Source organism: Pseudanabaena sp. PCC 9330, assembly GCF_055795045.1.
In genome coordinates this window covers 205,075-230,215 of sequence record NZ_JAYFES010000116.1, presented here as the reverse complement: position 1 = coordinate 230,215, position 25,141 = coordinate 205,075, and the positions used below count along the sequence as shown (strand labels likewise).

22 protein-coding genes are annotated in these 25,141 nt (G+C 57.0%); 12 read left to right on the top strand and 10 right to left on the bottom strand.

What is annotated here, in order from left to right; genetic code table 11:
- Positions 1 to 38: 38 nt before the first annotated feature.
- The 5 genes from AC0QKW_RS21840 to AC0QKW_RS21820 all read left to right on the top strand — a co-directional run bounded on the left by AC0QKW_RS21840 (position 39) and on the right by AC0QKW_RS21820 (position 4,020).
- The gene (locus tag AC0QKW_RS21840) at positions 39 to 611 is read left to right on the top strand and encodes a hypothetical protein (protein WP_473153213.1); all 573 of its coding nucleotides are present in this window, start codon (positions 39 to 41) and stop codon (positions 609 to 611) included.
- 223 nt (positions 612 to 834) lie between these two features.
- Complete coding sequence (locus AC0QKW_RS21835; protein ID WP_473153212.1) at positions 835 to 1,725, top strand: alpha/beta fold hydrolase; 891 nt, start codon at positions 835 to 837, stop codon at positions 1,723 to 1,725.
- A 100-nt stretch (positions 1,726 to 1,825) separates the two neighbouring features.
- Positions 1,826 to 2,455 (top strand): methylthioribulose 1-phosphate dehydratase, encoded by a 630-nt coding sequence (locus AC0QKW_RS21830; RefSeq protein ID WP_473153211.1) that lies wholly within the window; start codon positions 1,826 to 1,828, stop codon positions 2,453 to 2,455.
- Between the two features lie 46 nt (positions 2,456 to 2,501).
- The gene (gene mtnC / locus AC0QKW_RS21825) at positions 2,502 to 3,224 is read left to right on the top strand and encodes an acireductone synthase (RefSeq protein WP_473153210.1); all 723 of its coding nucleotides are present in this window, start codon (positions 2,502 to 2,504) and stop codon (positions 3,222 to 3,224) included.
- A gap of 292 nt (positions 3,225 to 3,516) precedes the next feature.
- Complete coding sequence (locus AC0QKW_RS21820) at positions 3,517 to 4,020, top strand: DUF421 domain-containing protein (RefSeq protein WP_473153209.1); 504 nt, start codon at positions 3,517 to 3,519, stop codon at positions 4,018 to 4,020.
- 127 nt (positions 4,021 to 4,147) lie between these two features.
- On the opposite strand, the gene AC0QKW_RS21815 is transcribed toward AC0QKW_RS21820, so the two are convergent.
- Positions 4,148 to 5,350, bottom strand: a complete 1,203-nt coding sequence (locus tag AC0QKW_RS21815; RefSeq protein ID WP_473153208.1) for an acetate kinase — start codon at positions 5,348 to 5,350, stop codon at positions 4,148 to 4,150.
- Entirely contained in the window at positions 5,347 to 5,637 is a 291-nt protein-coding gene (locus AC0QKW_RS21810; protein ID WP_473153207.1) for a hypothetical protein, read from the bottom strand. The genes AC0QKW_RS21815 and AC0QKW_RS21810 overlap by 4 nt, the downstream gene beginning before the upstream one ends.
- A 147-nt stretch (positions 5,638 to 5,784) precedes the next feature.
- On the opposite strand from AC0QKW_RS21810, the gene AC0QKW_RS21805 reads away from it, so the two are divergent.
- The 3 genes from AC0QKW_RS21805 (at position 5,785) to AC0QKW_RS21795 (ending at position 9,674) form a co-directional block, all read left to right on the top strand.
- Positions 5,785 to 8,715, top strand: coding sequence for a pentapeptide repeat-containing protein (locus AC0QKW_RS21805; protein WP_473153206.1), 2,931 nt, complete (start codon positions 5,785 to 5,787; stop codon positions 8,713 to 8,715).
- A 234-nt stretch (positions 8,716 to 8,949) separates the two neighbouring features.
- The gene (locus tag AC0QKW_RS21800; RefSeq protein ID WP_473153288.1) at positions 8,950 to 9,231 is read left to right on the top strand and encodes a hypothetical protein; all 282 of its coding nucleotides are present in this window, start codon (positions 8,950 to 8,952) and stop codon (positions 9,229 to 9,231) included.
- Positions 9,231 to 9,674, top strand: a complete 444-nt coding sequence (locus AC0QKW_RS21795; RefSeq protein ID WP_473153205.1) for an HNH endonuclease — start codon at positions 9,231 to 9,233, stop codon at positions 9,672 to 9,674. Before AC0QKW_RS21800 ends, AC0QKW_RS21795 begins: the two co-directional genes overlap by 1 nt.
- 142 nt (positions 9,675 to 9,816) lie before the next feature.
- Here AC0QKW_RS21795 and lysS read toward each other — a convergent pair whose 3' ends face one another.
- The 6 genes from lysS to AC0QKW_RS21765 form a co-directional block, all read right to left on the bottom strand.
- A complete protein-coding gene (gene lysS / locus AC0QKW_RS21790; RefSeq protein WP_473153204.1) occupies positions 9,817 to 11,358 on the bottom strand; it encodes a lysine--tRNA ligase in 1,542 nt (513 codons plus the stop codon).
- A 53-nt stretch (positions 11,359 to 11,411) separates the two neighbouring features.
- The gene (locus AC0QKW_RS21785; RefSeq protein WP_473153203.1) at positions 11,412 to 11,948 is read right to left on the bottom strand and encodes a P-loop NTPase family protein; all 537 of its coding nucleotides are present in this window, start codon (positions 11,946 to 11,948) and stop codon (positions 11,412 to 11,414) included.
- 163 nt (positions 11,949 to 12,111) lie between these two features.
- Positions 12,112 to 12,396 (bottom strand): YggT family protein, encoded by a 285-nt coding sequence (locus tag AC0QKW_RS21780; protein ID WP_317035063.1) that lies wholly within the window; start codon positions 12,394 to 12,396, stop codon positions 12,112 to 12,114.
- A gap of 110 nt (positions 12,397 to 12,506) precedes the next feature.
- Positions 12,507 to 12,833: a ssl2009 family thylakoid membrane protein gene (locus AC0QKW_RS21775; RefSeq protein ID WP_473153202.1), complete on the bottom strand. Its 327-nt coding sequence runs from the start codon at positions 12,831 to 12,833 to the stop codon at positions 12,507 to 12,509.
- Positions 12,834 to 12,982: 149 nt separating this feature from the next.
- Positions 12,983 to 13,636 carry a uracil phosphoribosyltransferase gene (gene upp, locus AC0QKW_RS21770; RefSeq protein WP_473153201.1) on the bottom strand — a complete coding sequence of 218 codons (654 nt, stop codon included), beginning with the start codon at positions 13,634 to 13,636 and terminating at the stop codon, positions 12,983 to 12,985.
- A 216-nt stretch (positions 13,637 to 13,852) separates the two neighbouring features.
- Positions 13,853 to 14,503 (bottom strand): PRC-barrel domain-containing protein, encoded by a 651-nt coding sequence (locus AC0QKW_RS21765; protein WP_473153200.1) that lies wholly within the window; start codon positions 14,501 to 14,503, stop codon positions 13,853 to 13,855.
- Positions 14,504 to 14,630: 127 nt separating this feature from the next.
- On the opposite strand from AC0QKW_RS21765, the gene selD reads away from it, so the two are divergent.
- Positions 14,631 to 16,931 carry a selenide, water dikinase SelD gene (selD, locus tag AC0QKW_RS21760; RefSeq protein WP_473153199.1) on the top strand — a complete coding sequence of 767 codons (2,301 nt, stop codon included), beginning with the start codon at positions 14,631 to 14,633 and terminating at the stop codon, positions 16,929 to 16,931.
- A gap of 203 nt (positions 16,932 to 17,134) precedes the next feature.
- Here the strand turns inward: selD and ftsH are convergent, their stop codons facing one another.
- Positions 17,135 to 19,042: an ATP-dependent zinc metalloprotease FtsH gene (gene ftsH / locus AC0QKW_RS21755; protein ID WP_473153198.1), complete on the bottom strand. Its 1,908-nt coding sequence runs from the start codon at positions 19,040 to 19,042 to the stop codon at positions 17,135 to 17,137.
- 233 nt (positions 19,043 to 19,275) lie between these two features.
- On the bottom strand, positions 19,276 to 21,369 hold the full coding sequence (gene fusA, locus AC0QKW_RS21750) for an elongation factor G (protein ID WP_473153197.1): 2,094 nt from the start codon (positions 21,367 to 21,369) through the stop codon (positions 19,276 to 19,278).
- A 441-nt stretch (positions 21,370 to 21,810) separates the two neighbouring features.
- On the opposite strand from fusA, the gene AC0QKW_RS21745 reads away from it, so the two are divergent.
- From AC0QKW_RS21745 to cobA, 3 genes are all read left to right on the top strand, one after another.
- Positions 21,811 to 22,128 carry a hypothetical protein gene (locus AC0QKW_RS21745; protein WP_473153196.1) on the top strand — a complete coding sequence of 106 codons (318 nt, stop codon included), beginning with the start codon at positions 21,811 to 21,813 and terminating at the stop codon, positions 22,126 to 22,128.
- Positions 22,129 to 22,445: 317 nt separating this feature from the next.
- Complete coding sequence (locus AC0QKW_RS21740; protein WP_473153195.1) at positions 22,446 to 23,420, top strand: sirohydrochlorin chelatase; 975 nt, start codon at positions 22,446 to 22,448, stop codon at positions 23,418 to 23,420.
- 134 nt (positions 23,421 to 23,554) lie between these two features.
- A complete protein-coding gene (gene cobA / locus AC0QKW_RS21735) occupies positions 23,555 to 24,349 on the top strand; it encodes a uroporphyrinogen-III C-methyltransferase (protein ID WP_473153194.1) in 795 nt (264 codons plus the stop codon).
- Positions 24,350 to 25,141: the final 792 nt, after the last annotated feature.

Genomic DNA, 25,141 nt, shown 5'->3' with positions numbered 1-25,141 from the left:
ATGAATACAGTCAACTAACTATTGCTCTAAACAAGCTGATGGATCCTGAACAACGATTGGACTATCTCTACAAAGAGTACGTGCGGCTTAGCCAGCAGGCCGAAGACTACATCCAAAGTGCTTTTGCAGATCTCAAGCTGATGGGAGTGATTGGAGCCACCATCGCCCTTTGGAAGCCCGTCGTCGATTTTATCGTGTTGGCAAAACCTGAGTTTGATGCCAGTGGGCTATTGTTTGTAGGCTTTCTTAGCCTGCTGTTGATCATTGCGATCATCGGATTTTGGAATCTGATCAAGCAATCGTTCATTATCTTTTTTGCCGACAACCTCCAGAGCTACGAAGAAGAAATCAGAAAAGAGCTGAGCGTGGTGGAGGGGTCAGGGGTTTTTGGTCTCAATCTTGACAAAGAAACAAAACTCCTCCAGAGCTACAGATCTACTTTCGCCGCCTTCCTGTTGGTTTTTGCTCTGACGACAACGTTCATACCAGTTTTGATTCTGGTCTCTCTCAGCGCTACCTATGCTCTGATTTATTTGGTGTTGTCACTGACGCTATTTGGAACCTATTTTCGAGTGCTTAAAAAGTCAACCCGACAATTTCTCAAACGTTAAGCTTCTCTCAGCAATATCAATTAGTAGGCCAATTCAAAGACGCGATATTCAACGATGCTGATTTCTAGTTAGCTCGGCGGGTAGACAAAATACGATTCAGCCTTGGGTGCTGCCGATCGCCCCCCATGGACCAATCCGACCACCCTCAGCCTGGCTGAATGCGCTCCTTTTCGTTAATGTGAAGGAGTATTAAGCAATTCTGAGTATTTCTAGAGACCTCGCTATGACCACCGCCCTGGCTGCCCCTACAACCCAAACCTGGTCATGGCAGGGGTTCTCCATTCGCTATCAGCACCTTGGTACTACCGGCACTCCGGTGCTCTGCATCCACGGCTTTGGTGCCTCCAGCGATCACTGGCGTCAGAATCTGCCTGCCTTTGGCCAACAGCATCAGGCCTATGCGATCGACCTGATCGGCTTTGGTCTGTCTGACAAACCAACCCCCAATCAGCCTTTGCCCTACACCTTTGAGACCTGGGGGCAGCAAATTCTCGACTTTTGCCGCGAGGTGATTGGTCAACCCGCTTATCTCGTCGCCAACTCCATCGGCTGCATAGCGGCGATGCAGGCCGCTGTAGACGGGCCTGATTGGGTCAAGGGTGTGGTCATGCTCAACTGCTCCATTCGTCTGCTGCACGAGCGTCGCCGGGCCGACATTCCCTGGCACCAGCGGCTCAGCACCCCCATCGTGCAAAGTGTCTTGGGCTACGCGCCAGTGGGGCGGTTTTTCTTCTCGCAGATTGCCCAGCGCAAGGTGATTCGCAACCTGCTAGGCCAGGCCTACCGCCGTCCTGAAGCGATTACCGACGAGCTAGTAGAGGCGATTCTCGCCCCGGCCCTCACCCCTGGCGCTGCCGACGTGTTTTTGGCCTTTGTGCGCTACTCCCAGGGGCCGCTGCCCGAAGACTTGCTGCCCCACCTCCAATGCCCGGTATGGATTATCTGGGGCCAAGACGACCCCTGGGAGCCGGTCAACCTGGGTCGCAACCTGGCGAATTATCCGGCAGTTAAGGCGATGGAAGAGCTGCCCGGTGTGGGCCACTGCCCCCAGGACGAAGCTCCTGAACTAGTGAATCCGCTGGTGCTGCGATGGCTAGACGAGGCTGAAGCCTGAACGGGGCTTAAGTGCCATGGTTCAACGCTGGCTTAACCTAGGGGCAGGGCCATTGGTGATACAGTAGTGAACCTTAACCAACAGGAAGGCTGTTTGGGTCATGGATTTTCAGGCGATCGCGCAATCTCTAGTAGAGGCGGGCCAGTTTTTGGCAGCCCAGGGCTGGGCACCCGCCACCAGCGGCAACTACTCAGCTCGGCTAGCCGATGGCACCGTGGCAATCACCATGTCGGGGCGCGATAAAGGCCGACTCACCCTGGCCGACATTATGGTGGTCGATGGCGATGGGCAGCCCCTTACCCCCGGTCAACGATCTTCCGCCGAAACCCTGCTGCACACCAGTCTGTACCAGGCCTACCCCGAGGTGGGAGCGGTGCTGCACACCCACTCCATCGACAGCGTCACCCTGTCGCGCTGGCTACTGGGGCGCGGCCAAACCACCCTGGTGTTAACCAACTATGAATTGCTGAAGGCATTGCCGGGCATTACCACCCATGATGTAGAAGTGGCAATCCCAATCGTGGCCAACAGTCAAGATATGGTGGCCCTAGGCAACGAAGTGCTGACCCGACTCCGATCAATGCCGGTCTCAGTCGGCTATCTGATTGCCGGTCACGGGCTATATAGCTGGGGAGCGACAATTCCTCAGGCGCGCATGGCCACTGAAGCCCTGGAAGTCTTGGTGAGCTGCGCCCTACAAGAGGCTCGTCTGAGCCCACCATCGCGTTAGACCTAGCATTTGCCTGTTGTATACCCCGCAGATTTTTCTGACTGCCATGTTTTTGTTTGAAGACCGACCCCTGGGGGCGATCGTACTAGATATCGAAGGCACCACTACCGACATTGCCTTCGTCAAAAATACCCTGTTCCCCTACGCCGAAGCTCGGCTAAAAGCGTTCATGGCAGAGTTTGCCCCTACAGCCGAGGGGCAGGCCATTTTGGCCCAGGTGCGCGACGAGGTGGGTGACCCAGCCCTCTCTCAATCGAGCTGTATTGACCATCTGCTGGCCTGGGCCAGGGCCGACACAAAGGTAACGCCGCTCAAAGCTGTGCAGGGGTTGATTTGGGAGGAGGGCTACCGCACCAAGGCTTACACCAGCCACCTCTACGCCGACGCTGCCGAGCATATTCAGGCCTGGCACCGTCAGGGGTTACCGCTCTATATCTATTCGTCAGGGTCAATTGCGGCGCAAAAGCTGCTCTTTGCCCACACCGTCGCAGGCGATCTAACCCCCTGTTTTCAGGACTATTTTGACACCACCACCGGGCCAAAGGTAGCCGCTACCTCCTACGAAAAAATTGCCGCTACTCTGGCTATTCCCCCCGATCAACTCCTGTTTTTGTCAGATCACCCCGATGAACTGGCGGCAGCTAGGCTGGCAGGCTGGCAGGTGTGCGCGGTGCAGCGACCGGGTACATCAGACTTTGAGTCAGGCCTGCGGGTGGTGCGCGATTTTGGCGAATTGCCCTTGACGGTGCGATCGCCCTCAGCCCATTGAGAGGGCACCAATATTCTATTGACTTCAAATTATCTTGAATTGTCGTGGCTCTGTCTTTGGTAAGAGATTTTCACGCTGCTGATTTCTCTATCATTGAGTAGACCCCGATGCTGTTGGCAGGCTTTACCCTGAAACCAGCAACAGGTGCTAATGGGATAGGCAATGGGTCAGCTAATACTATTGATTCGGTGACACCTGATCGGTAGGGTTTTACTGATTTATCACTAGACACCTAAAAGATCTGTCGAAACAGCCCTATGGTCGAAACAGCCCTATGGCATAGGAATTTGCTTTGCCCAACCATCCACTGCTTCACGCCTTAATTATCGGCAGTCTGTCCTACCTGGCGCTAATTCTCTTTCTGCGACTATCGGGCAAACGCACTCTTTCTAAATGGAATGCTTTTGACTTTGTCGTCACGGTGGCGTTTGGCTCGATTTTGGCAACGATGTTGCTCTCGCCCGATGTGTCCCTAACCCAGGGTGTGCTGGCGCTAGGATTATTGATTGCCTGGCAGTTTTTGTGGACTTGGCTTTCGGTGCGATCGCTCTTTGTGCAACGGTGGATTAAAGGCCATCCTACTCTATTGCTATGGCAGGGAGAATTCAAGTCCAGTGCCATGCTTAGAGAACGGGTAACCGAGGGTGAAATTCGAGCCGCAGTTCGTTCTAGCGGCGGGGCCAATCTTGAAAAAGTCGCTGCTGTTGTCTTGGAAACCGACGGCACCTTCAGCGTCATCATGCAGACTAGCGAGGGCGACGACTATTCTGCCCTTGCCGATGTCCATGGTCTCTGATGTTGTTAGTTTAGCCGGAGCTCTGTAGGGCAGACAAAGCCCTGAGCGCTACAACGCAGGATGGAACGACTTCAAATTTAGGTAGACGCAGCCTGCTGCCCACCATTGACCACCAAACTTTAAAGGGCTAGAGCAGCGCAATGCAGCTCTGGGCGATCGCCCATTCCTCCTGGGTGTGAATCACCAAAGCCTGTATCGTAGAGTCCGCTGCCGCAATAGTCTGATCCTTCTTAGATCGGCCTAGATCATCCCTCAGCTTTAGCCCCAAAAAGGCAAAGGCCTCACAGGCCCGCTGCCATACCAAAGGGCTATTTTCGCCAATGCCAGCGGTAAACACCACCACATCCACCCCGCCCAGGCTGGCGATCATGCCCCCCATTTCGCGCCGTAGCCGGTGGATAAACACATCGATCGCCAGCTTCGCCTGGAGATTGCCTTGCTCCATCGCCTCGACCACTAGGCGCATATCGTTGGCCAGGCCAGAGAGCCCCTTCAGGCCAGATTCTTTATTCAGCAATGTATCGAGCTGGTCAGCGCTATAGCCCTGGCGCAATAGATAAATCAAAATGCCGGGGTCAACGCTGCCCGAGCGGCTGCCCATCATCAGCCCGTCCAAAGGCGTAAAGCCCATGGTGGTATCAATGCTAATTCCTCCTTTGACCGCCGCCAGCGAGCAGCCGTTGCCCAAATGGCAGGTGAGCAGCTTTAGGTCTTTGAAATCTCGCCCCACCATCTGCGCCGCCCGCCGGGCCACGTACTGGTGGCTAATGCCGTGGAAGCCATAGCGGCGAATGCCCTGATCAACCCAGGCGTGGGGGCCGGGGTACGTCGCCACCGCCTGGGGCATATGGGCGTGAAAGGCCGTGTCAAATACCGCCACCTGGGGCACATCGTCCAGAATGCCCTCTAGGGCCTCAATGCCCTGCAAGTTGGCCGGGTTGTGCGCCGGGGCCAGGGGAATGAGGTCTCGAATAGCATCTTTTACCGCTGTGCTGATCCGCACGCTATTGATGTAGTCGCAGCCGCCGTGGACAACCCGATGGCCCACGGCATCGATGTCTGACAGCTCTTCTAAGACCTGGGTGCGCCCTTCGACCAGGGTTTTGAGCATGGCGGCAATGCCCTCGGCCTTATCGGTAATGGGCAGACTGGCCCTGTACTCACCACCAGCTTGGCTCTCCGCCGTGAGCTCAACTAGGCCTGCGGCGTGGGTCCAATCGAGAGCGGCTCGCCACAGCGGAGTAGCAGCGCCGTCGTGAGATGGCTGACTGAGATCAAACAGACAGCTCTTGTGGCTGCTCGACCCGGCATTGAGCACGAGTATCTTCATTGACTATCTCGAAACTCGGCAATCATCTCTGGGGTATGGAACATCGTATCGGCGATCGGCACAGCATTATTTAGCACGTGGTAAAACTCGATTTTACGGCTCAGCTCTTGCTGTTCTTTATGGATACGAATTTCGTCACCCCCTTCTGCCGCCTCTAGCTGACCCAACAGATCGCCCCGAGAAATTTGGTAGTACGACTGCCTGTCTCGGCAGAACGAGTGCAGCTCAGTGACGGTGTTGACCGGGTTATAGCTGTGGATGCCAAAGACAGGTTTTTTGTTATCCATGATTAATTGCTAACCGAAACAAATTCAGTTGCCCTGATTTTAAGGGCAAACCCTAGAATCTGGGTAAAGAGGCCAAGGGCGCGATCGCCCCCCAAGCTCAAGAGCACCCGTTCGCACCCAGCTGTATCTACCTTCTACTTCTGCACCATGGCCACCCGTCTTTGGCAATTTCTCACCACCGACCTGCGCGATCTGGTTGCTCTCGACACCGCCGATCGCGCTGTCGATGCCGCTGATGCGGTGCTGGGTCTAGCAGAGGTGCTGGCGGAGGAAGGCCCCAACGTGCAAACGTTGGCCCCCCTGGTCAACCAGCTCGACTCGCTGTTGGATGCCCTGAACTCGCCCCTAGGCAAACTGGTGGGGGCCACCTTGCCCTTTGTCCCGATCGGCACCGGGCTGCTGAAGTTTTATCTGGAGACCACGAAAAAGGAGCCGACTCTGGCCGAATCTGTAGCGCTGATCAGCCAGGCGGCCTATCTGGAGAGCTTCCGAGACTTTGTTAAACAGCGTCCTAAAGTGGAGCAGTGGCTGAACGCCAAGGACGGCAGCCCCCAGGCCAAGGCCATCACCCCCGCCGTCAAAGCCCTGGGACTGTTTGAGCTGACCGATGCAGAGGCCCGTTTGGCCACCCTGCACTTTCATCAGTCGGCCCTGGCCAAGGCGTTTAACGATGCACTAAGCGCGAGGTTAGTGCATATAGGGGCCACCCCTGAGCAGGCCAACCAGATTTCTGAAGCCGTGGCCAAGGGCACCAATCGGCATATGCGAAGCGCGATCGCCGATGCCGCCCCTGCTATTCAGCGCATTGCGGAGTGGTACCGCACGAGCGGCGACCAGGTGTTTGAGAAATACCTCAGCATTGATAGCTATCTGGAGGAGGCGATCGCCCCCGGCCCCCACCAGCCAGTTTTTGCTGAAGCATTCACCTTTAACGACATCTATGTACCCCTCAAGGCCCAGGCCCTGACCTCAGCGGGGGACGCGGACAAGGAACCCTTTGTGCTGGAAGACTGGGCCAAGTGGTGTCTCAACGATCCGACCAAGGCCGATCGCGTCACGTTTGTGCAGGGCGGCCCAGGGCGCGGCAAGAGCGTGTTTTGCCGCCTATTTGCCGACTGGGTGCGCCGCAACGAGCACCCTCGCTGGACGCCGATTCTCATCCGCCTGCGGGATGTGGCGGTGCTGTCGAACGATTTTGAAGAAACCCTGGCCAAGGCGATCGATCGCGACTTTGCCAAAACCGACTCTGGCTGGCTCACAGACCGCAACGTCAATTTTCTCTTTATCCTCGATGGCTTTGACGAGCTGCTGATGGAAGGCCGCACCAGCGGCGGGCTGGATAAATTTCTCGACCAAGTGGGCCGCTTCCAAGAGCAGTGCGCCCGCAACTCCGAAAAGAACCACCGGGTGCTGATTACAGGTCGCACCCTGTCGCTGCATGCGATCGAGCGCAGCCTGCCCAACAACCTGGAGCGGGTCGAAATTTTGCCTATGGACGACGACCTGCAAACCCAGTGGTTCACCAAATGGGGTCGGCTCATGGGCCAAAACCCCAACTATCTCAAAGGCATTCTCAAAGACCCGCGCCTGCCCGATCGCCTGCAAGAGCTGGCCCGCGAACCGCTGCTGCTGTACCTACTGGGGGCCATGCACCGCGACGGTGCCCTGCACCTGAGGATGTTTAACAATGCCGATGGCGCTAAAGCCAAGGTAATGATCTACGAAACTGCGCTGGATTGGGTGCTCACAAAGCAACGCCCCGAGCGACTGAACTTCAACATTGCCGAACTCGACACCGAGAGCCTGCGCCGCATTTTGATGGAGGCGGGGTTGTGTGTGGTGCAGTCGGGTATGGAGTTTGCGCGAATTGGTGCGATCGAGCAGCGCCTTCAGCAAGACAGCGCCGCCAAACAGTTCCTTGAAGCAGCCCAGAAAAAACTTGCCACCGACGACACCCCGTTGCGAAATGCCCTCGCCGCTTTTTACATGCAGTCAGGCCGCCAGGGCGAAGGCTCTATCGAGTTTGTCCACAAAAGCTTTGGCGAATTTCTCTGCGCCGAACGCATCGTCAAAAGCCTAATCGACTGGTGCCAACCCGGCCGCAACCGCGAATACGACATCCAAGACGCTGAGTTTTGCTGGGGTATCTATGACCTGATGGGTTGCCATGTGCTGACCCCAGAAATTGTGGAATACGTGACAGCATTACTGACTAAGCACGAAGACGCTCACCTCGATCTGCTGCACAAACGCCTCTACGACTTCTACTGGCGCTGGGGCGACGGCGAATTTATTGATGGCCCACCGGAAAACTTGCCTCAACAAAAAATGCGTTTTTTGCGTGAGCAAATACCCGACAGAGATAAGAGGCTTGGTCAACGTCAGGTAGATATCTATACTGGCCTCAATGTAATGATCCTATTGCTAGAGTTGCATCGCTACGGATTATCTTGGGCGGGAAAGCCAATAGAGAAAAGTGTTAAAACCCTGGAAAGCTTATATCCTTTTCATCCCTGTGCTCGCCTTAGTCCTCATGAATTTGACAGAGAGCGCCTATTAAAATTAGTAGGTATCAGCTATTGCATTAGCTGCTCTGCCTTTAAGGATTTAGTGGGAAATTTTCTCTACAGCTCCGACCTAAGACGCACTGATCTTCATCATATTGATTTGAGTCTTGTGAATCTCAGCAGCGCTGACCTAAGTGGCGCTCATCTTTATGGTGCATATCTATTAAAGACAAATCTCTGCGCAGCCAACCTTGAGGGCGCTAATCTAATTTATGTTGAGCTTCATGCCGCAAATCTTAACAACGCCAATCTTAGCAGTACATGCCTTTATGATTCGGATTGTAGTAGTGCCGATTTTAGGTGCGCTAACCTTCATAAAGCCGAGCTGAGTGGTGCTAATTTTGATGCTTCTGATTTTAGTGGTGCTGATTTTAGTGATGCAGAATTTTCAACGCTTAAAAATACTGTGAAATGGGATAGCCGTACACAATGGAAAGGAGTGATTGGCCTGGACAAAGCTATTGGCGTACCCAATGAACTAAAGCGCCAGCTTGGCCTCGATCGCCCATAGGGTGCTTTCAGTTGGCCAACATGCTTGACAAAGCTACAACATTCCCAGCCCAGCCAATACACCAAAACTCATTCATCCAAACATTTACTGCTGCCAGCAACCGGGTTTCTTCTTTGCCTTGCCAAGGGTTATTGTCACAGCCCCAGAAACCCGGTTTCTAAACTTGCCTTACCAAGTGCTTCCAAACCTCCCCTGATGTGCCCCCTCTCGTCGCTAGACGCTAAAATAATGTCTATGACGACTCTGATTCCCCCAGCATTCACTAGCTTGCCCAGTTCCCTGCTGGTTGAGGGATCCATCAGCCTGGCTGTGGAAGACGGCATCCCCACCTTTCGCGCTTCTCAAGGGGTGCAAGACCGAATCGAGGTGCTGTTGCAAAAACAGACCAATGCTGAACTGACCCCCGACGAAATTGCTGAGTTTGACCGATACGCAGAAATTGACGACTACCTCAGCTTTGTGAACCGCACCATTCGCAATCTGTATCTCAAGTCAGCGTCCGCTGGTTCTCTCTAATGCCTGGGCGCAAATTTTCTGGCGAGGTTCAAGCCCAGGTGCGGCAAAGAGCCAACAGCCTCTGCGAGTATTGCCACACGAACGAGAAATGGCAGTACGTTCAATTCACCATCGATCATGTTGTGCCCCTCAAGCAGGGCGGCTTCAACAGCTTAGACAACTTGGCACTGGCCTGTTTTCACTGCAACCGCTACAAGTCTGGTTGTCAGACAGCCCCTGACCCCCAAACTCAGCAACCAGCGCCCCTCTTCAACCCCAGAACTCAGGACTGGAGTGCGCACTTCATCTGGTCGGCAGACACGCTAACCGTTCTTGGGTTAAGCCCAATCGGTAGAGCGACAGTGGAACTACTGCGGCTCAATCGAGATCGCATCCAGGTTATTCGCGGCGCGGATCGCGATATAGGCCGCCATCCTCCCGCAGAGGATCCGGTACAGTCTTAAAGATCTAGTGATTAGGCAAGGGCTAAATCGACTGCTGCTTCGACCTAAAGGCGGGTGGTGGGAAACATTTACTGGGGGGCACAGGGGCTGACAACAACAACTTCAGCTTGATGCCTCTCCTAGACTTGAACGGCGGCAAAGCTCACTCGTCCCGCTCGGGCTTGAGTAGCGGGAAGGCGATCACATCGCGGATGCTGGGGCTGTCGGTAAGCAGCATCACCAGGCGATCGATGCCGATGCCCTCGCCGCAGGTGGGGGGCATGCCGTGCTCCAGGGCCGTGAGAAAGTCTTCGTCCACTCCGGTGGCCTCCAGATCTCCCGCCGCTTTGCGGGCTGCCTGAAGCTCAAACCGTTCTCGCTGGTCGATGGGGTCGGTCAGCTCCGAGAAGCCGTTGGCGGTCTCGCGCCCCGCAACAAACAGCTCAAACCGCTCCACCACCCCCGGCTTGCTGCGGTGGGGCTTTGACAGGGGTGAAATCTCCACCGGGTGGTCGATCAAAAAGGTGGGTTGAATCAGCGTCGCCTCGATTTTTTCTTCAAACACCTCATTCAGCAGCTTGCCGACCGAGTCACAGTTGTCGATGCCCGGCAGCTTCAGGTCTTTGACCGCCGCCTTGGCTTCGTCAAGGGTAGCGAACTGGTGAAAATCAATGCCTGTATGCTCCTTCACCAGGTCATGCATGGTGACCCGTTTCCAGGGCGGGGTGAGGTCAATGTCGGTGCCCTGGTAGATGATCTGGGTGGTGCCGAGAATGTCGTTGCAGAGGGTAGCCACCAGGTCTTCAGTGAGATCCATAAAGTCGTGGTAATCGGCGTAGGCCTGGTAAAACTCTACGCTGGTAAACTCGGGGTTGTGGCGGGTCGAGACCCCCTCATTACGAAAGATACGGCCAATTTCAAACACCCGCTCAAAGCCGCCCACAACCAGCCGCTTGAGGTGTAGCTCGGTGGCGATGCGCAGGTAGAGATCCATCTCCAGGGTGTTGTGGTAAGTGGTGAAAGGCCGCGCCTCGGCCCCCCCGGCCTCGCTTTGGAGCACCGGCGTCTCAATTTCTAAAAAGCCTCGGTCTTCTAGATAGCGGCGAATGCCGGAGGTGATCAGCGCCCGTTTGCGAAAGGTGTCGCGCACAGCGGGGTTGACGATCAAATCGACGTAGCGCTGGCGATAGCGTTTGGCCACATCGGTCAGGCCGTGCCATTTGTCGGGCAGGGGCAGCAGCGCCTTGGTCAGCAGGTTGTACTCGGTCACCTTGACGGAGAGCTCGCCCTTTTCGGTGCGCTTGATGGTGCCGCGCACCCCCAGAATGTCGCCCACATCGGTGAGCTGTTTGAGGTGATCAAAGGCCTGGGGGTCGGCCTCGCCCATGTGGGTCTGAATGGTGGCTTTTTCTAAGTAGAGTTGAATAACGCCGCTCTCGTCTTGCAAGGTAAAGAAGGCCAGTTTGCCAAATACCCGCCGCGCCAGGATGCGCCCGGCCAAAGATACCTCTGCCTCGACCTCTTCTCCAGCGGCCAGGTCGGCGTACTTGACCTGCAAATCAGCGGTGCAAGCAGTCACCGCCCACCGGTAGGCAAAGGGATTTTGGCCCAGCTGTTTGAGATCCTCAACTTTTTGCAGCCGCGCGGCGCGAATATCTTCGAGGCTAGAGGCGCTTTGGCTGGGGCGGTTTGAGTCGGAGGACATAGGGGAATGGCAGAACGTCACAAACGCCCATTATAGGGAACACTGGCTTCTGCTCAACGCTCCGGTTTAGCAGGGCTGGCTGTACCCCATGCTAGACCCAGCTCTAATAGCGATTCATACTGGCTCGGATGATTGAACTCGCGCTTTTTGCCAGGAAATGAATCGTAGAGCTCGCGATGCCTGCCAAGCCCGTATTCATCGGTGCGGGTGTCGTAAGACCGAACCCACGCAATCAAATTGGCAAGATTTTCGTCCTGTTCTTGACTGGAGCTAAACTTCTCAGGCTCCCAGGGCCTTGATCGGCAGTGGGCAACGCAGGCCTCAACACCGGGATTGAGAAAGATAAGTTCTTCACAATGCGGCAATACCGGGTCAATGATATCGGCATAGCAGCCCTCGATAACCCAGTGGTTATTGCTGGCGATGAAACGCTTTACATCGGCAATGCTGTCTTGCAGGGCACGTCTTTCCGTACCGCTTTGAAAGGCTACTTCATCCAGCGATAGGCGCGGGGCGGGTTGCTTGGCGATGAGTTTTTTGGCCAGAGTACTTTTTCCTGCTCCGGCGTTGCCTAAAAGAATGACTTTCATGACGATCTTGTCGGTAGAACAAGGGGGCTCTATGGAGGCGTTGACCTGTGAGCGGCGATTTGTGGATTCATAAAAGTAAGCCTGGCTGCCAACTTCTCCTTTAGAAGGAAAGCTTAGCAGCCAGGCACACAATATTATGACAACCCTATGGCAGCGAGTCAGCCTAGAAGTAGGCGTAGCTGGAGGCAGTGGCGGCGGCGATCGCAACCAAACCCTGACGCAAAAACGACAGCAGCAAAAACGCCAAAATCGGCGATAGGTCAATACCACCCAGGGGGGGAATGATGGAGCGGAATAGATTGAGGTAGGGGTCGGTCAGCTGGCTGAGCACCGAGAAGGGAGGGCTAAACCAATCCACATTGGGAAACCAGCTCAACAGAATGCGCACGATCAGCAGGATCGTGTAAATCGATAAAAAGGTAGTGAGGGTTTGTACCAATATGTCCATTTGAGAACCTCGGGCGGTAGTCGTTACCAACAATACACGGAACGGTTTTGTCTGTCAGCTAGTGTAACGGTTTGCTGAGCGGGCAGCGGCGGCAAACCCGGTAGAGATCGTTAAGAGTCGAGACGCGATGGGCTTTCCCACGATCGCTCGGAGTGGCCATTAATGCCGCCGAGCTGCTGGCGCACATCGTCGATCGCCTCGTTGAGCTGGGCGATTTTGTCTTCGAGGCCGAGACGAGCCGCCTCGATGCTGTCTTCGTCAGCATCGTCAAATTCACCAAAGGCCAGCTCGCGCTCGACCTTGGGCAGAGAAGACCTTTTGGGCTTGCCCGCCTGCTGCCTGCGCGAGGCCGCTAGGGCACCGACAACACCCCCCAGAGCACCGCCCACCAGGGTGCCGAGCAAAAAACCGCCGACAAAGTTGTCTTGCTGACTCATAGGACGCCATCCATCTGTCTTAGTTAGCAACAGGCTCAGCCAGAGAACCGACGCCTAGCATACTCCATTGTGACAAAGCCCCGTACTTTACGCCAAGAGGCGCAGCACAAAAGGATGTTACTCATTCATGCCCCTGGCCAGCTAGCGAGTTAGGTACCAAAGGTGCGATCGCCCGCATCTCCCAGCCCCGGCACAATAAAGCCCTGGGCATTGACCTCTTCATCGATCATGGCGGTGTAGATGGTCACGGTGGGGTAGGCCACCGCCAGTTTTTGTAGGGCTGGAGGGGCCGCCACGATAGAAATAATCCGCACCACTGCCGGATCAATGCCTCGCTGGGTGAGTTCGGCCATCATCGCCATGATGGTGCCGCCCGTAGCCAGCATGGGCTCGCTGATGATGACGCGGGTGGCCGGGTCAAGCTGGGCGGGGAGCTTATTGAGGTAGCAGCTGGCCTCTAGGGTTTCTTCGTTGCGCACAAAGCCTACGTGATACACCGACGCCAGGGGCAGCAACGCCTGAATGCCCGGCATCAGCGCCAGCCCCGCCCGTAAAATTGGCACAACCATGGTCGGCACCGATGGGTCGATAAAGGTAGCTGGGGCGGCGCCGAGGGGCGTGTCCACCGTCGTCTCCACCGTGGGTATCCAGTCGCGAATGGCCTCATAGGTGAGCCAGCGGCCCAGTTCTTCCATGGCGGTACGAAACAGCGGCCCCGGTGTCTCGGCATCGCGGGCTACCCCCAGCCAGTGCTTCACCAGGGGATGGGGCGGAACATAGATACGCAGTTGAAATGAAGACATCGCTCGACTACCACCAAAATCTGCCACATCATACCCCGGACGCTCTCAGTGGCGCGATCGGGCCTAGGGTGGCTGGCAAGATTCAGGGTATGGGTGTCCTAGGGCCATCGCCAAAATCCCCCGGCCCCTTTTCTCAGAGGCCGGGGGGGGCTAGGACTGGGCAGCAATACACCCGTTGCATGCGCCATTACGACAGATGCGACGGAACTGCCTTAGCTATTGCCGAGCGTTTTGGGCTGTCAGGGCATCTTGGTAGGTGCGCAGCCGACTGTGGTTGTCTTGGTCGCTGAGGCCATAGAAGCCAGTTTCGCGATCGTAGATGCTGGAGCCATCGAGCGGCCCCATCCGGCGCAGGTCGCCCGCTGGGCTCACCTCACCCCGCTGGGCTGGGCTGCCCAAGGGGGGCATGCGGCGTAGATCTCCTGCGCCTGCGCCTACAGGGGCAGCACTGCTAGATGGGGCATAGTTATTGCCTAAAAACTGGCGGTTAGAGCGCCCCTGGGCAATGGGTTGGTAGATAGTTCTGACGTTCTCTTCGTAGCGATCGTCCACTACGATGTCGCTATTGTACTCAGGCATGTTTTCTACCTGGGACTTGGTCAGACCATCGACATAAACGCGGCTATCGTCATAGTCAAACCGGGCCAGGCCGATGGGCAGCAGCACATTTTTGCCAAAAATCCATGGGCCAGTATCGACCACCAGATAGCGAAAGCGACCAGAGTCATCGACTAACAAGTCTTTGGTACTGCCGACTTTGTCATCCCCCTGGGTGTAGACCGAGTAGCGGGTAATTTTATCCATCTGCCCGTCTGCGAGGGTCTCCCGGTAGTTGGGATAGTAATCTTTGAGCCGATGTAAAGGCATGGGCCGCCTCCTAAAATTCAACTGGTTAAAGTCTATGGAGTAGGGATTGCTGCTCCATCGCTCAACCGGGGGGCAGCTCGATATCTAAAGACAGACATTAGACAGACATTTGCGGCGGGGGTAGGCCATGATGCAGGTACAGCCAGAAATTGCGACCGATGTGTTACTGGTAGGCGGGGGCCACACCCACGCCCTGGTGCTGCGGCGGTGGGCCATGGCCCCTATTGCCGGCGTGCGGCTGACGCTAGTCACCGACCTGGTGGATACGCCCTACTCGGGCATGCTGCCCAGCTATGTGGCCGGACGCTACAGTTTTGACGAAGCCCACATCGACCTGCGACCCCTGACCCGCTGGGCCCAGTGCCGACTGATAGTCGATCGCGCCACGGGCATCGATCCGGCGGCGCAGCAGGTGCACTGTGCCAACCATCCGCCCATTGCCTACGATGTGCTGTCGATCGACACGGGCAGCACCCCGGCCACAGCGACGGTACCAGGGGCAATAGACTATGCGATCGCCGCCAAACCCGTACCCACCCTGCTACAAGCCTGGGATGCCTTTCTGGCGGAGGTGGAAGAAAATCCTGAGCGAGCGATCGCCCTGGCGGTGGTAGGCGGCGGCGTGGGTGGCGTCGAACTGACCGTTGGCCTACACGAGCGGTTGCAGCAGCTCTTCAAAGAGTCGGCACAACCCCGGTCGAATGTCACCCTGCATCTGTTTCACCGGGGTGTCGAGCTGGCCCCAGAGCGCAACCGCTGGACTAGGCAACGGCTGGCAGCGGTGCTCAAGGCGCGGGGCATTCAGCTCCATTTGAACGAAGCGGTGGCGGCGATCGCTATGGATCAGGCCTCGGGGAGGCGCATCGTGAAGGGATTGTCGGGGCTGAAGGTGGCGTGCGATCGCGTCTTTTGGGTCACCAGCGCCAGCGCCCCCGCCTGGCTAAAGGATTCTGGTCTCTCCTTAGACGCCCAGGGCTTTATTGCGGTGGGCGACACCCTACAAACGCTCTCTCACCCCAACGTGTTTGCCGCTGGCGATGTGGCGACTATGGTGAATCACCCCCGGCCTAAGGCCGGGGTGTTTGCCGTGCGCCAGGGGCCACCCCTGACTGAGAATCTGCGCCGCTATGTGCTGGGCCAGCCGCTCCAGCCCTTTCGCCCCCAGCGCCAGTTCCTCACCCTGATCGAAACTGGGAATGGGAGAGCGATCGCCGCCCGTGGCCCCTTTGCCCTAGAGACGCCCCTGGCCCACCGCTGGAAAGACTACATCGATCGCACATTTATGGCCCGCTTCCGCGATCTGCCCGTAAGCCAAATGTCTCCTGCCCCCGCTCCCCCCCGCCCCCGTGCCCCCAGTTCCCTACCCTGTTCCGGCTGCGGCTCCAAGGTGGGCAGCGATGCCCTAGCTACAGCCCTCAGTCGCGTCCGTCACGATTTTCCCCAAGTCACAAAAGACGAAGTTCTAATTGGGCTCGATGCGCCGGACGACGCCGCCGTGGTCATCCCCCCCCCTGGCATGGCCACAGTACACACCGTCGACTATTTCACCGCCCTGGTAGACGACCCGTTTATCTTTGCCCAGATCTGTCTGAAGCACTGCCTCAGCGACCTCTACGCCATGGGTGCGCGGCCCCACACGGTGCTGGCTACGGTGCAGGTGCCCTATGCCACTCCCGCCAAGCAGGCAGAAATGCTGTACCAAATTTTGGCGGGTACCTGCAAGGGGCTATTGGCCAACGATACGGCCCTCATCGGCGGCCACAGCACCGTTGGCCCTAACCTCGCTCTGGGCTTTGCCTGCAATGGCCTGGCTCAGCCCGACCGGCTGCTGCGCAAAGGGGGCATGCAGCCGGGGGATGCGCTGATTCTCACCCAGCCCCTGGGGACAGGCACCTTGTTTGCCGCTGACATGCAGGGTAAAGCCAAGGGCCGGTGGATCGAGGCGGCGATCGCCGCCATGCTCACCTCCAACCAGGCTGCCGCCAATATCTTCTGTGCCCACGGGGCCGCGGCCTGCACCGATGTCACTGGCTTTGGGTTAGCCGGTCATCTGCTCGAAATGGTGCGCGCCTCTGGGGTAACCGCCACCCTAGATTTAGCAGCCCTACCCATTTTAGCCGGAGCCACCGACACCCTGGCCGCAGGACTGGTCAGTACCCTACAGCCACAAAATCTTCAGGTAGCTGGGGCGATCGTCCCCAATCACCGCGATCATCCCTACTATGGGCTGTTGTTTGACCCTCAAACCGCTGGTGGATTGTTGGCGACGGTACCTGCCGCAGTCGCGTCAACCTGCCTGAGCGCCCTGCACAGCCATGGCTACGCCGCTGCCGCTATCATCGGCGAGGTAGGTAGTAGTCTGGGAGATAACTATCCCCTAACTCTGAAAGTCGAGAGTAGCCAGTGCAGCATCAAGACTAAAAACTAGAGTTCCTGTAGGTTGGGTGAAACGCAGTAGAACCCAACAGCAGTGAGCCTGGTTGGGTTCTGCTGGCGCGCCACCCAACCTACAAATCTAGGCTTGACAGGCCACTAGGAGATTTTCAGCCAAGAAATACCCCACGAACAAGTCGTTCTACCGGCATTGGGCAAACGGTTGTTTGCCCAATGCCGGTACTCAACAGACCTGCTCTACTTCGCTTTGACAAGAAATTTTTCGGGAATCTGGGTGTACTGGCTGACAATCTGGCGAAACTCTTCACCGTCAACGGTTTCGCGTTCTAGCAGCACGTCCACCAGGTGATCCATCAAGGTGCGGTGTTCGCGCAGCAGGGTGCGGGCTCGATTGAGGCAAGACAGCGCAATACCCCGCACCTGGGCATCAATCTTGCTGGCCATTTCCTCAGAGACCTCGTTGCGGGGCATCAGGTTACGGCCCAAAAACACTTGGTTATCCATGCTTTCGAGGGCGACGGGGCCTAGCTCAGACATGCCGTAGAGGGTAACCATCTGGCGGGCCAGATTGCTCACCTGCTGAATGTCGCCGCTGGCCCCAGTGGAGGTTTCTTCGTCGCCAAACACCTCAGCCTCGGCGGCATAGCCCCCCAGGGCCACGGTGATGCGATCGATCAGCCAGTTGCGGGTGTAGAGGCCACTGTCGATGATGTCTTCGTTGGGCAACGACTGGGTAAACCCTTCAATGCCGCCAGATCGAGGAATGATCGTTACCTTGTTGAGCTCGTCAGAATGAGTCAGCAGAGTAGTGATCAGCGCATGGCCTACTTCATGGTAGGCGGTCATGCGCTTGCGGCTGCTGTCGAGCAGGGGAGTGAGGCTGAGGCCAATGGTAATGCGATCGATCGCATCTTCAATTTCAACCATGCCCATAGATTCTTTGCGGCGACGGGCGGTGAGAATGGCCGCCTCGTTGAGCAGGTTGGCCAGCTCTGCCCCCGAAAAGCCTGGGGTACGGCGGGCCACCGCCTCTAGAGAGACATCAGGCTCAATTTTTTTGTTGCGGGCGTGCACTTCTAAAATCGACAGCCGTCCCTTGTAGGTGGGCAGGTCGACCACCACCTGGCGGTCAAAGCGCCCCGGACGCAGCAGCGCTAGGTCAAGCACATCTACCCGGTTGGTGGCGGCAATCACAATGACGCCGCTGTTGCCCTCAAAGCCATCCATCTCAGTGAGCAGCTGGTTGAGAGTTTGTTCGCGCTCGTCGTTGCCGCCGCCGATACCCGCGCCCCGCTGACGACCTACCGCATCGATTTCGTCGATGAAGATAATACAGGGAGCGCTTTCTTTGGCCTTGCGAAACAGATCGCGCACCCGCGACGCACCCACGCCCACAAACATCTCGACAAACTCAGAACCCGAAATACTAAAGAAAGGTACGCCTGCTTCTCCGGCGATCGCCTTCGCCAGCAGGGTTTTACCCGTACCGGGCTGGCCGATCAGCAGCACCCCCTTAGGAATGCGCGCCCCAATGGCGGTGAATTTTTCTGGGCTCTTGAGAAAGGTGACCACCTCTTGCAGCTCTTCCTTGGCCTCTTCGATGCCGGCCACATCGTCAAACACGACGCCGGTTTTGGCTTCCATCTGAAAACGGGCCTTTGACTTGCCAAAGCTCATGGCATTGCCCGCACCCGCCGCCGATCGCCGCAGCAACATCAGCAGACCAAAAATCAAAATCAGAGCCAGGAGCGAGTTAGTAGCCAACCAGGCCAGAGCGCCACTGCTGGAAGAATCGCGAATTTCTACATCAACATCGTTGGCCCGCAGGCGGCGAATCAGCTCGGCATTGCTTTCTCCGGCAAACAGCACCACCTGATCGGGGGGAGCATCTTCGGCCGCGCCCTCTAGGGTGACGTAGGCAATACCTCGGACTTCGTCGAGTTCTACCTGTTCTACCTGACCCTGCTCAATCTTTTGCAAAAACTGGCCGTAGCTCAGCCCCTCAGGCTCGGTGTCGGCCAAGGCCGCAGGCAAGGGCATAAGGCTTTGCAACAAAAACCAGCCGATGGTCATCAGCCCCGTGGCGGTAGTGCCACCCCGACGAGGGCTCAAGGACAGTTGCTTAGCAGAAAAACGTGATGTCATGGAGGGCTTAACTCAGCGAGACTGTACCCGAGGCGGGTATCCCCAGATACCGGATGGGCTGTTGTCTAGTCTAACTCTCTAGCTCTGAAATGACTGCCCTATCGAGAGCTCCTATGCATATACAAATTTGTTTCGAGAGACTAAAAACGCCCTGGCCAGAATCTGGCCAGGGCGTCTTACCGTCTGGGGTAGGAGCACAGCATGCTGTGCCCCTACTGCGCTTATTTGACAGCTTATTTGGCGGCGGCAGCCTGGCGCTCCTTGGCTTCCTTGATCACGTCCTCGGCCACGTTGCTGGGACAGGGGGCGTAGTGAGAAAACTCCATGGAGAACTGCCCCCGACCCGAGGTCATGGTGCGCAGGTCGCCGATGTAGCCAAACATTTCGCTCAGTGGCACATCGGCCTTGACGCGAACGCCGGTAGCGGCGGGATCTTGGGACTTGATCATGCCGCGACGACGGTTGAGGTCACCGATCACGTCGCCCATGTAGTCGTCGGGGGTGAACACGTCGACCTTCATGATCGGCTCTAGCAGCTGGGGGCCAGCCTTGGGTAGCGACTGGCGATAGGCAGCTTTAGCGGCAATCTCAAAGGCGATCGCCGACGAGTCAACCGCGTGGAAGCCGCCGTCGGTGAGGGTAACCTTGAGGTCAACCACCGGGTAACCGGCCAGTGGGCCGCGGTCAATGCTGGTGGCAAAGCCCTTTTGCACGGCGGGCCAAAATTCGCGGGGCACGTTACCACCGGTCACCGCCGACTCAAACTGGAAGTTGGTGCCAACTTCGCCCGGCTCGATGACGTAGTCGATCTTGGCGTATTGACCCGAACCACCCGACTGCTTCTTGTGGGTGTAGCTGTCGGCCAGGCGCTTGGTGATCGCCTCGCGGTAGGCCACCTGGGGCTTGCCCACTTCGACTTCGACGCCGTGGGTGCGCTTGAGAATGTCGACTTTGATGTCGAGGTGCAGTTCGCCCATGCCCTTGAGGATGACTTCGCCGCTCTCTTCGTCGGTTTCCACCTGGAAGGAGGGGTCTTCGGCCACCATCTTGCTGATCGCCATACCCATTTTCTCGTTGTCGCCCTTTTTCTTGGGGTACACCGCGATGGAGATCACCGGGTCAGGGAAGACCATGGGCTCTAGGGTGGCGGGGTCTTTAGGATCGCAGAGGGTGTGGCCGGTCTGCACGTTCTTCATGCCGATCAGCGCTACGATGTCACCGGCCTGGGCCGACTCCACTTCTTCGCGATCGTTGGCGTGCATTTCGACCAGGCGGCTGATGCGCTCGGTCTTGCCGGTGGCGGTGTCGAGAATGGTGTCGCCCTTCTTGAGCTGACCCGAATAGATGCGGGTGAAGGTGAGGGCACCAAAGCGATCGTCCATGATCTTGAAGGCCAGCGCCCGCAGAGGCTTGTCGGCATCGGCGTGGGCCAGCTTGCCGGTGGGGTTGCCCTCTAGGTCGACTTCGGGTTGGGCGGGCACTTCGAGGGGGTTGGGCAGGTAGTCGACTACCGCATCTAGCACTAGCTGTACGCCTTTATTTTTAAAGGAGGAACCGCAGTAGGTGGGGAAGAAGGCTAGCTCGCGGGTGCCCTTGCGAATGCAGGCTTTAATCTCATCGATGGAGACCTCTTCACCTTCGAGATACTTGCTGAGAATGTCGTCGTCCTGCTCGACGGCCAGCTCGACTAGCGCCTCGCGGTACTCTTCAACCTGATCTTTCATGTCTTCGGGGACATCTTTGATCTCGTAGTTCTCGGGTTTGCCCGATTCATCCCATACCCAGGCCTTGCGGGTGAGCAGGTCGACCACGCCCACAAACTCAGTCTCGGTGCCGATGGGCAGCACCATCACCAGGGGCTTGGCCGCCAGAATGGTGTCAACCTGCTTAATCACCCGGAAGAAGTCGGCCCCGGTGCGATCGAGCTTGTTGACGTAGATGACCCGCGCCACCTTGGAGTCGTTAGCATAGCGCCAGTTGGTCTCAGACTGAGGCTCTACCCCGCCGGAGCCGCAAAACACGCCGATGCCGCCGTCAAGCACCTTAAGGGAGCGATAGACCTCAATGGTGAAATCAACGTGGCCCGGAGTGTCGATGATGTTGAGCTGGTGCTCTTTCCAGAAGCAGGTGGTGGCTGCCGACTGAATCGTAATCCCCCGTTCTTGCTCTTGCTCCATGAAGTCGGTGGTGGCGGCACCATCGTGTACCTCACCGATCTTGTGGATGCGGCCGGTAAGGGCGAGGATGCGCTCGGTGGTGGTAGTCTTGCCCGCGTCTACGTGGGCGAAGATGCCAATATTGCGATAACGGGTGATGTCTTTAGCCATAACTGCTTCTCCGGGTTCTGGGCGATGGGCCGCTGGTGACCATCTTCATGGGTTACTCAGACGGGGTCTGGTGGTCGTTCTAGTAGCCTTGACAACAGAAAACTCTATCACGAGACCATGACGGGGAGTCTGAGCTGGGGCCGAGGCAACAACACCTAATTTATGAACTATTGTAAAACCCCCTGACACATCCGTGAAAGGGGGAAACGGTATTACTGAGTTCTTTATCCAAGGATAGCCGTCCTGGGGGCTGCCATGGGTGATGAAAACCCATCATTTGCCGACAGCAATTCCCGCTGGGCTAGTCGTTTCGAGTCGGTTTCTGTTTCTACAATGCCGCAAGCTTGACGCTCCGCGAATCGCATCCTTAAATTTGCAGTCGCCTCTACAATGGTGGCCGTGCCGGTTTGGTGCCAAGTTTTAGAGCTAAGGAAGTCAGCTATGGGTAGCGTTGTCGGGGCAGAGGGCCATACCGCTAGGGGCTATGTGGGAGCTGCCATTGTGGGCAGCAGCATTACGCTCTCGTTTAGAGATGTGACGATCGAAGATGTGGCGATCGCCGCTACCGAGTCCCTAGAGGTCTTTCTCACAATCAACGGCAACATGGCCAAGCGCCCCATTGCCCTGGGGTCGCTGCCCAAAGGGGAAGGAGCGTTTGACCTGGCCGTACCCGATGGCACCGACATCAGCCTGTTTAATACCCTAGTTATTCGACCGGAGGGCGCTGAAACTGCGATCGCAAAGGCGTCAATACCCTAACCGCAGGACTGGCGTCTGGTGGGTCTAGGCCTCTGTATCAACAGCAGTACCAACAGCATTTTGATGGATTTGATACTGGATGGTTGAAGGCACGTCTCTATAATTGAGGAAGGTTAGGCGGGGCTAAGGGTAGCGACCCCGATCCTCTCACCGGGCGCCTCTAGAGATTGGGAAATGACCAGCCCAAGCGAGCGATCCCCTAAATTTCCCCTACCCTGCGGGAATCTGCAAGCGTCTATGAAAAGGGAGCCACATTCGCCAGGTTATCGCGTTGGCTCTAGCGCTTAAATTAACCAAATCTCCACCTAGGGTTTGCCGTGTCTGCATCTGTGCCTACTGCCTATCTGTTGGTCTCCCACGGGAGTCGCGACCCACGCCCTGGCCAGGGTATGGAGCGTCTGACCCAGTTTGTGCGATCGCAGGAGGCCGGGCTAGGTCTTCCTAGCCTCAGTACCGACCAGCGGCCCCACCTCTCCCGAGATCGCGCAGACGCCCGATTGCCGCTGTCAGCGCTAGACTGGCGCAGCCCAAGTAGGAGTGCTCTGCCCGCAGAATTTAATCGGGGTCGCAGTCGGATCTCACTGCCAGCCGGGCTGAGCGAACCCCTGGTGGGCACCGCCTGTCTAGAGACCGAGGCCCTGCCTCTACACCGCCAGATGATTGACTTTAGCCGCCGAGCCCAGGCGGCGGGGGTGCAGCGGCTAAAGATCATTCCGCTGTTTTTGCTGGCGGGTGTCCACGTCATGGAAGATATACCAGCGGAGGTGGATCTGGCGCGGCAGGCGCTCGACGGTATCAGTCTGGAGGTAGCCCCTCACCTAGGGAGCCATCCAGGGTTGAGGGATCTGCTACAGGCTAAGCTCAGGGCAGCCTCTAGCGAGGCCCTGATTTTACTGGCCCACGGCAGTCGTAGGCCTCGGGGCACCGATGGAATCGCTACTCTGGCCCGGTCGCTGGGGGGAACAGCGGCGTTTTGGGCGGTGCCCCCGAGCTTAGAGGCCCAGGTGATTCACCACATTCAGTCGGGAGCGCAGCGGCTGTCGATATTGCCCTACTTTTTGTTTGCAGGCACCATTACCGACGCTGTGACTCACCTTACAGAAGAGCTGGCTGAGCGGTTTTCTAGCGTTAACTTCCACCTGTTACCACCCCTGGGGCCATCGCCCGATCTGGCGGGTTTAGTGATTGACCTAGCCTTAGATCGATTGCCCCCCAAGGGCCAGCAGGTGGCTATGCCCATGCAGCGGGTCGCCTTTCGCCATACCATTCGCTCGTCATCGATGGTGTCTTAACCCAATTGTCCTAACCAATGGAGCAGGGCAGTTAGAGAAGGCATCGCCTCAGCCAAGCTCTTCGCTGCCCGAGGGCTAGCCATTCCTGCTATCGTCTGAGATTGCCCAAGACTTTGATCCAAAGCCCTTTGCCTATGACAACACCAGTCTCTCAGCCCGATCCCGGCTCCGGCAAGGTTTACCTGGTGGGAGCTGGCCCTGGCGACCCAGGCCTGTTTACCCTGCGGGGCAAGATGCTGCTGGAATGCGCCGATGTGGTGATCCACGACGCCCTGGTCAGCGCGCCGATCTTGGCCATGGTTAACCCCCAGGCTAAAGTGATCAACGCGGGCAAGCGCCGGGGTCGTCACTCCCTAGCTCAGGAGGAGACCAACCAGCTGATTGTCGAGCAGGCTAGAGAACACGCTGTCGTGGTGAGGCTGAAGGGGGGCGACCCCTTTGTATTTGGTCGCGGCGGCGAAGAGATGGCTGCCCTAGTGGCGGCGGGCATTGCCGTCGAAGTAGTGCCGGGCATTACCGCCGGGGTGGCGGTGCCGGCCTACGCAGGCATTCCTATCACCCACCGCAGCCAGAGCTCGTCAGTGACCTTTGTGACCGGCCACGAGTCAGCAGGCAAGTATCGGCCTGGGGTCAACTGGCGTGCCCTGGCCCAGGGGTCAGAAACCATTGTGGTGTACATGGGTATCCACAATCTGGGGCCGATTACCACTGAGTTGCTGGCCGCTGACCTTGACCCCACTACTCCTGTAGCGCTGATTCGCTGGGGCACCTACCCCCACCAAGAAACCCTGATTGGCACCCTAGCTACGATTGTGGAACAGGTGACAGAAGCAGGATTTGAAGCGCCTGCGATCGCAGTGATTGGCCACGTGGTGGACTGGCATCAGGTGTTTAGCCACTGCCAACCGACTGCCACCATTTGGCCATAGCGATCGGCAGTTCGTCCCTACCAGAGCTTCTGTTTAGGCCAATTCTGACCCTAAAACCCTCACCCTAGACCTCTTCCCTTGGGCTATTATGTATACGTAAATTCTGAGACCCTTGCTATTCGGGCTTTTCCCCTCATCACCCATCCCCTGTCCCCAAGATGAGAGCAGAGATTGGAAAAGCATGGATCATCCAATTTTGCTTCAGCGGTAATATACAACTGACCAATTAGTTTCCTTGTTTGTGCCCATAGCCATCGCAGGATTACCCACCGATTGATCGGCTCCCTTTAGTCGCTCAATGGTCTCAAATAGCGCATTGCGCTGCTCATTGGCTTTAGTGCCAGCGTTTTCACCACTTTACATTTGCGAAAATGGTGTTTTTCTAGCAACTGATCTACTACCGATACGCTCACCGTGATGCCCTCGTCCCAAAGCAAGTCGGCAATCTCGTGACGCTTGAGGTTCGTCTACCTTAGGGTTTCATCCATGGGCGACCCCGCCATATGGCGTTTCAGCACAAGCAAAAAACGTCTATGTTAACAATGGTGGGCAAGGCTGATTTCCGTCCCCCGCCGGGTTGTCAAATCCGCTCCTTGTTGAGGGCGATCGCGTCGCTCAGTTCCGCCCCGCGACGCTCGCCGCGCCACCCGTCAATCCCAACTTGCCGACGGGGCAGCCCTGCTAAGTAGTGATCCTTACGCCAGGAAGTTGACAGGTCGCCTAGGCCGCGTTCTTTAGAAAAAATGGTTTACGATAGACTACATGGAGCAGAAGTTACTGCCGAGCAAGCGT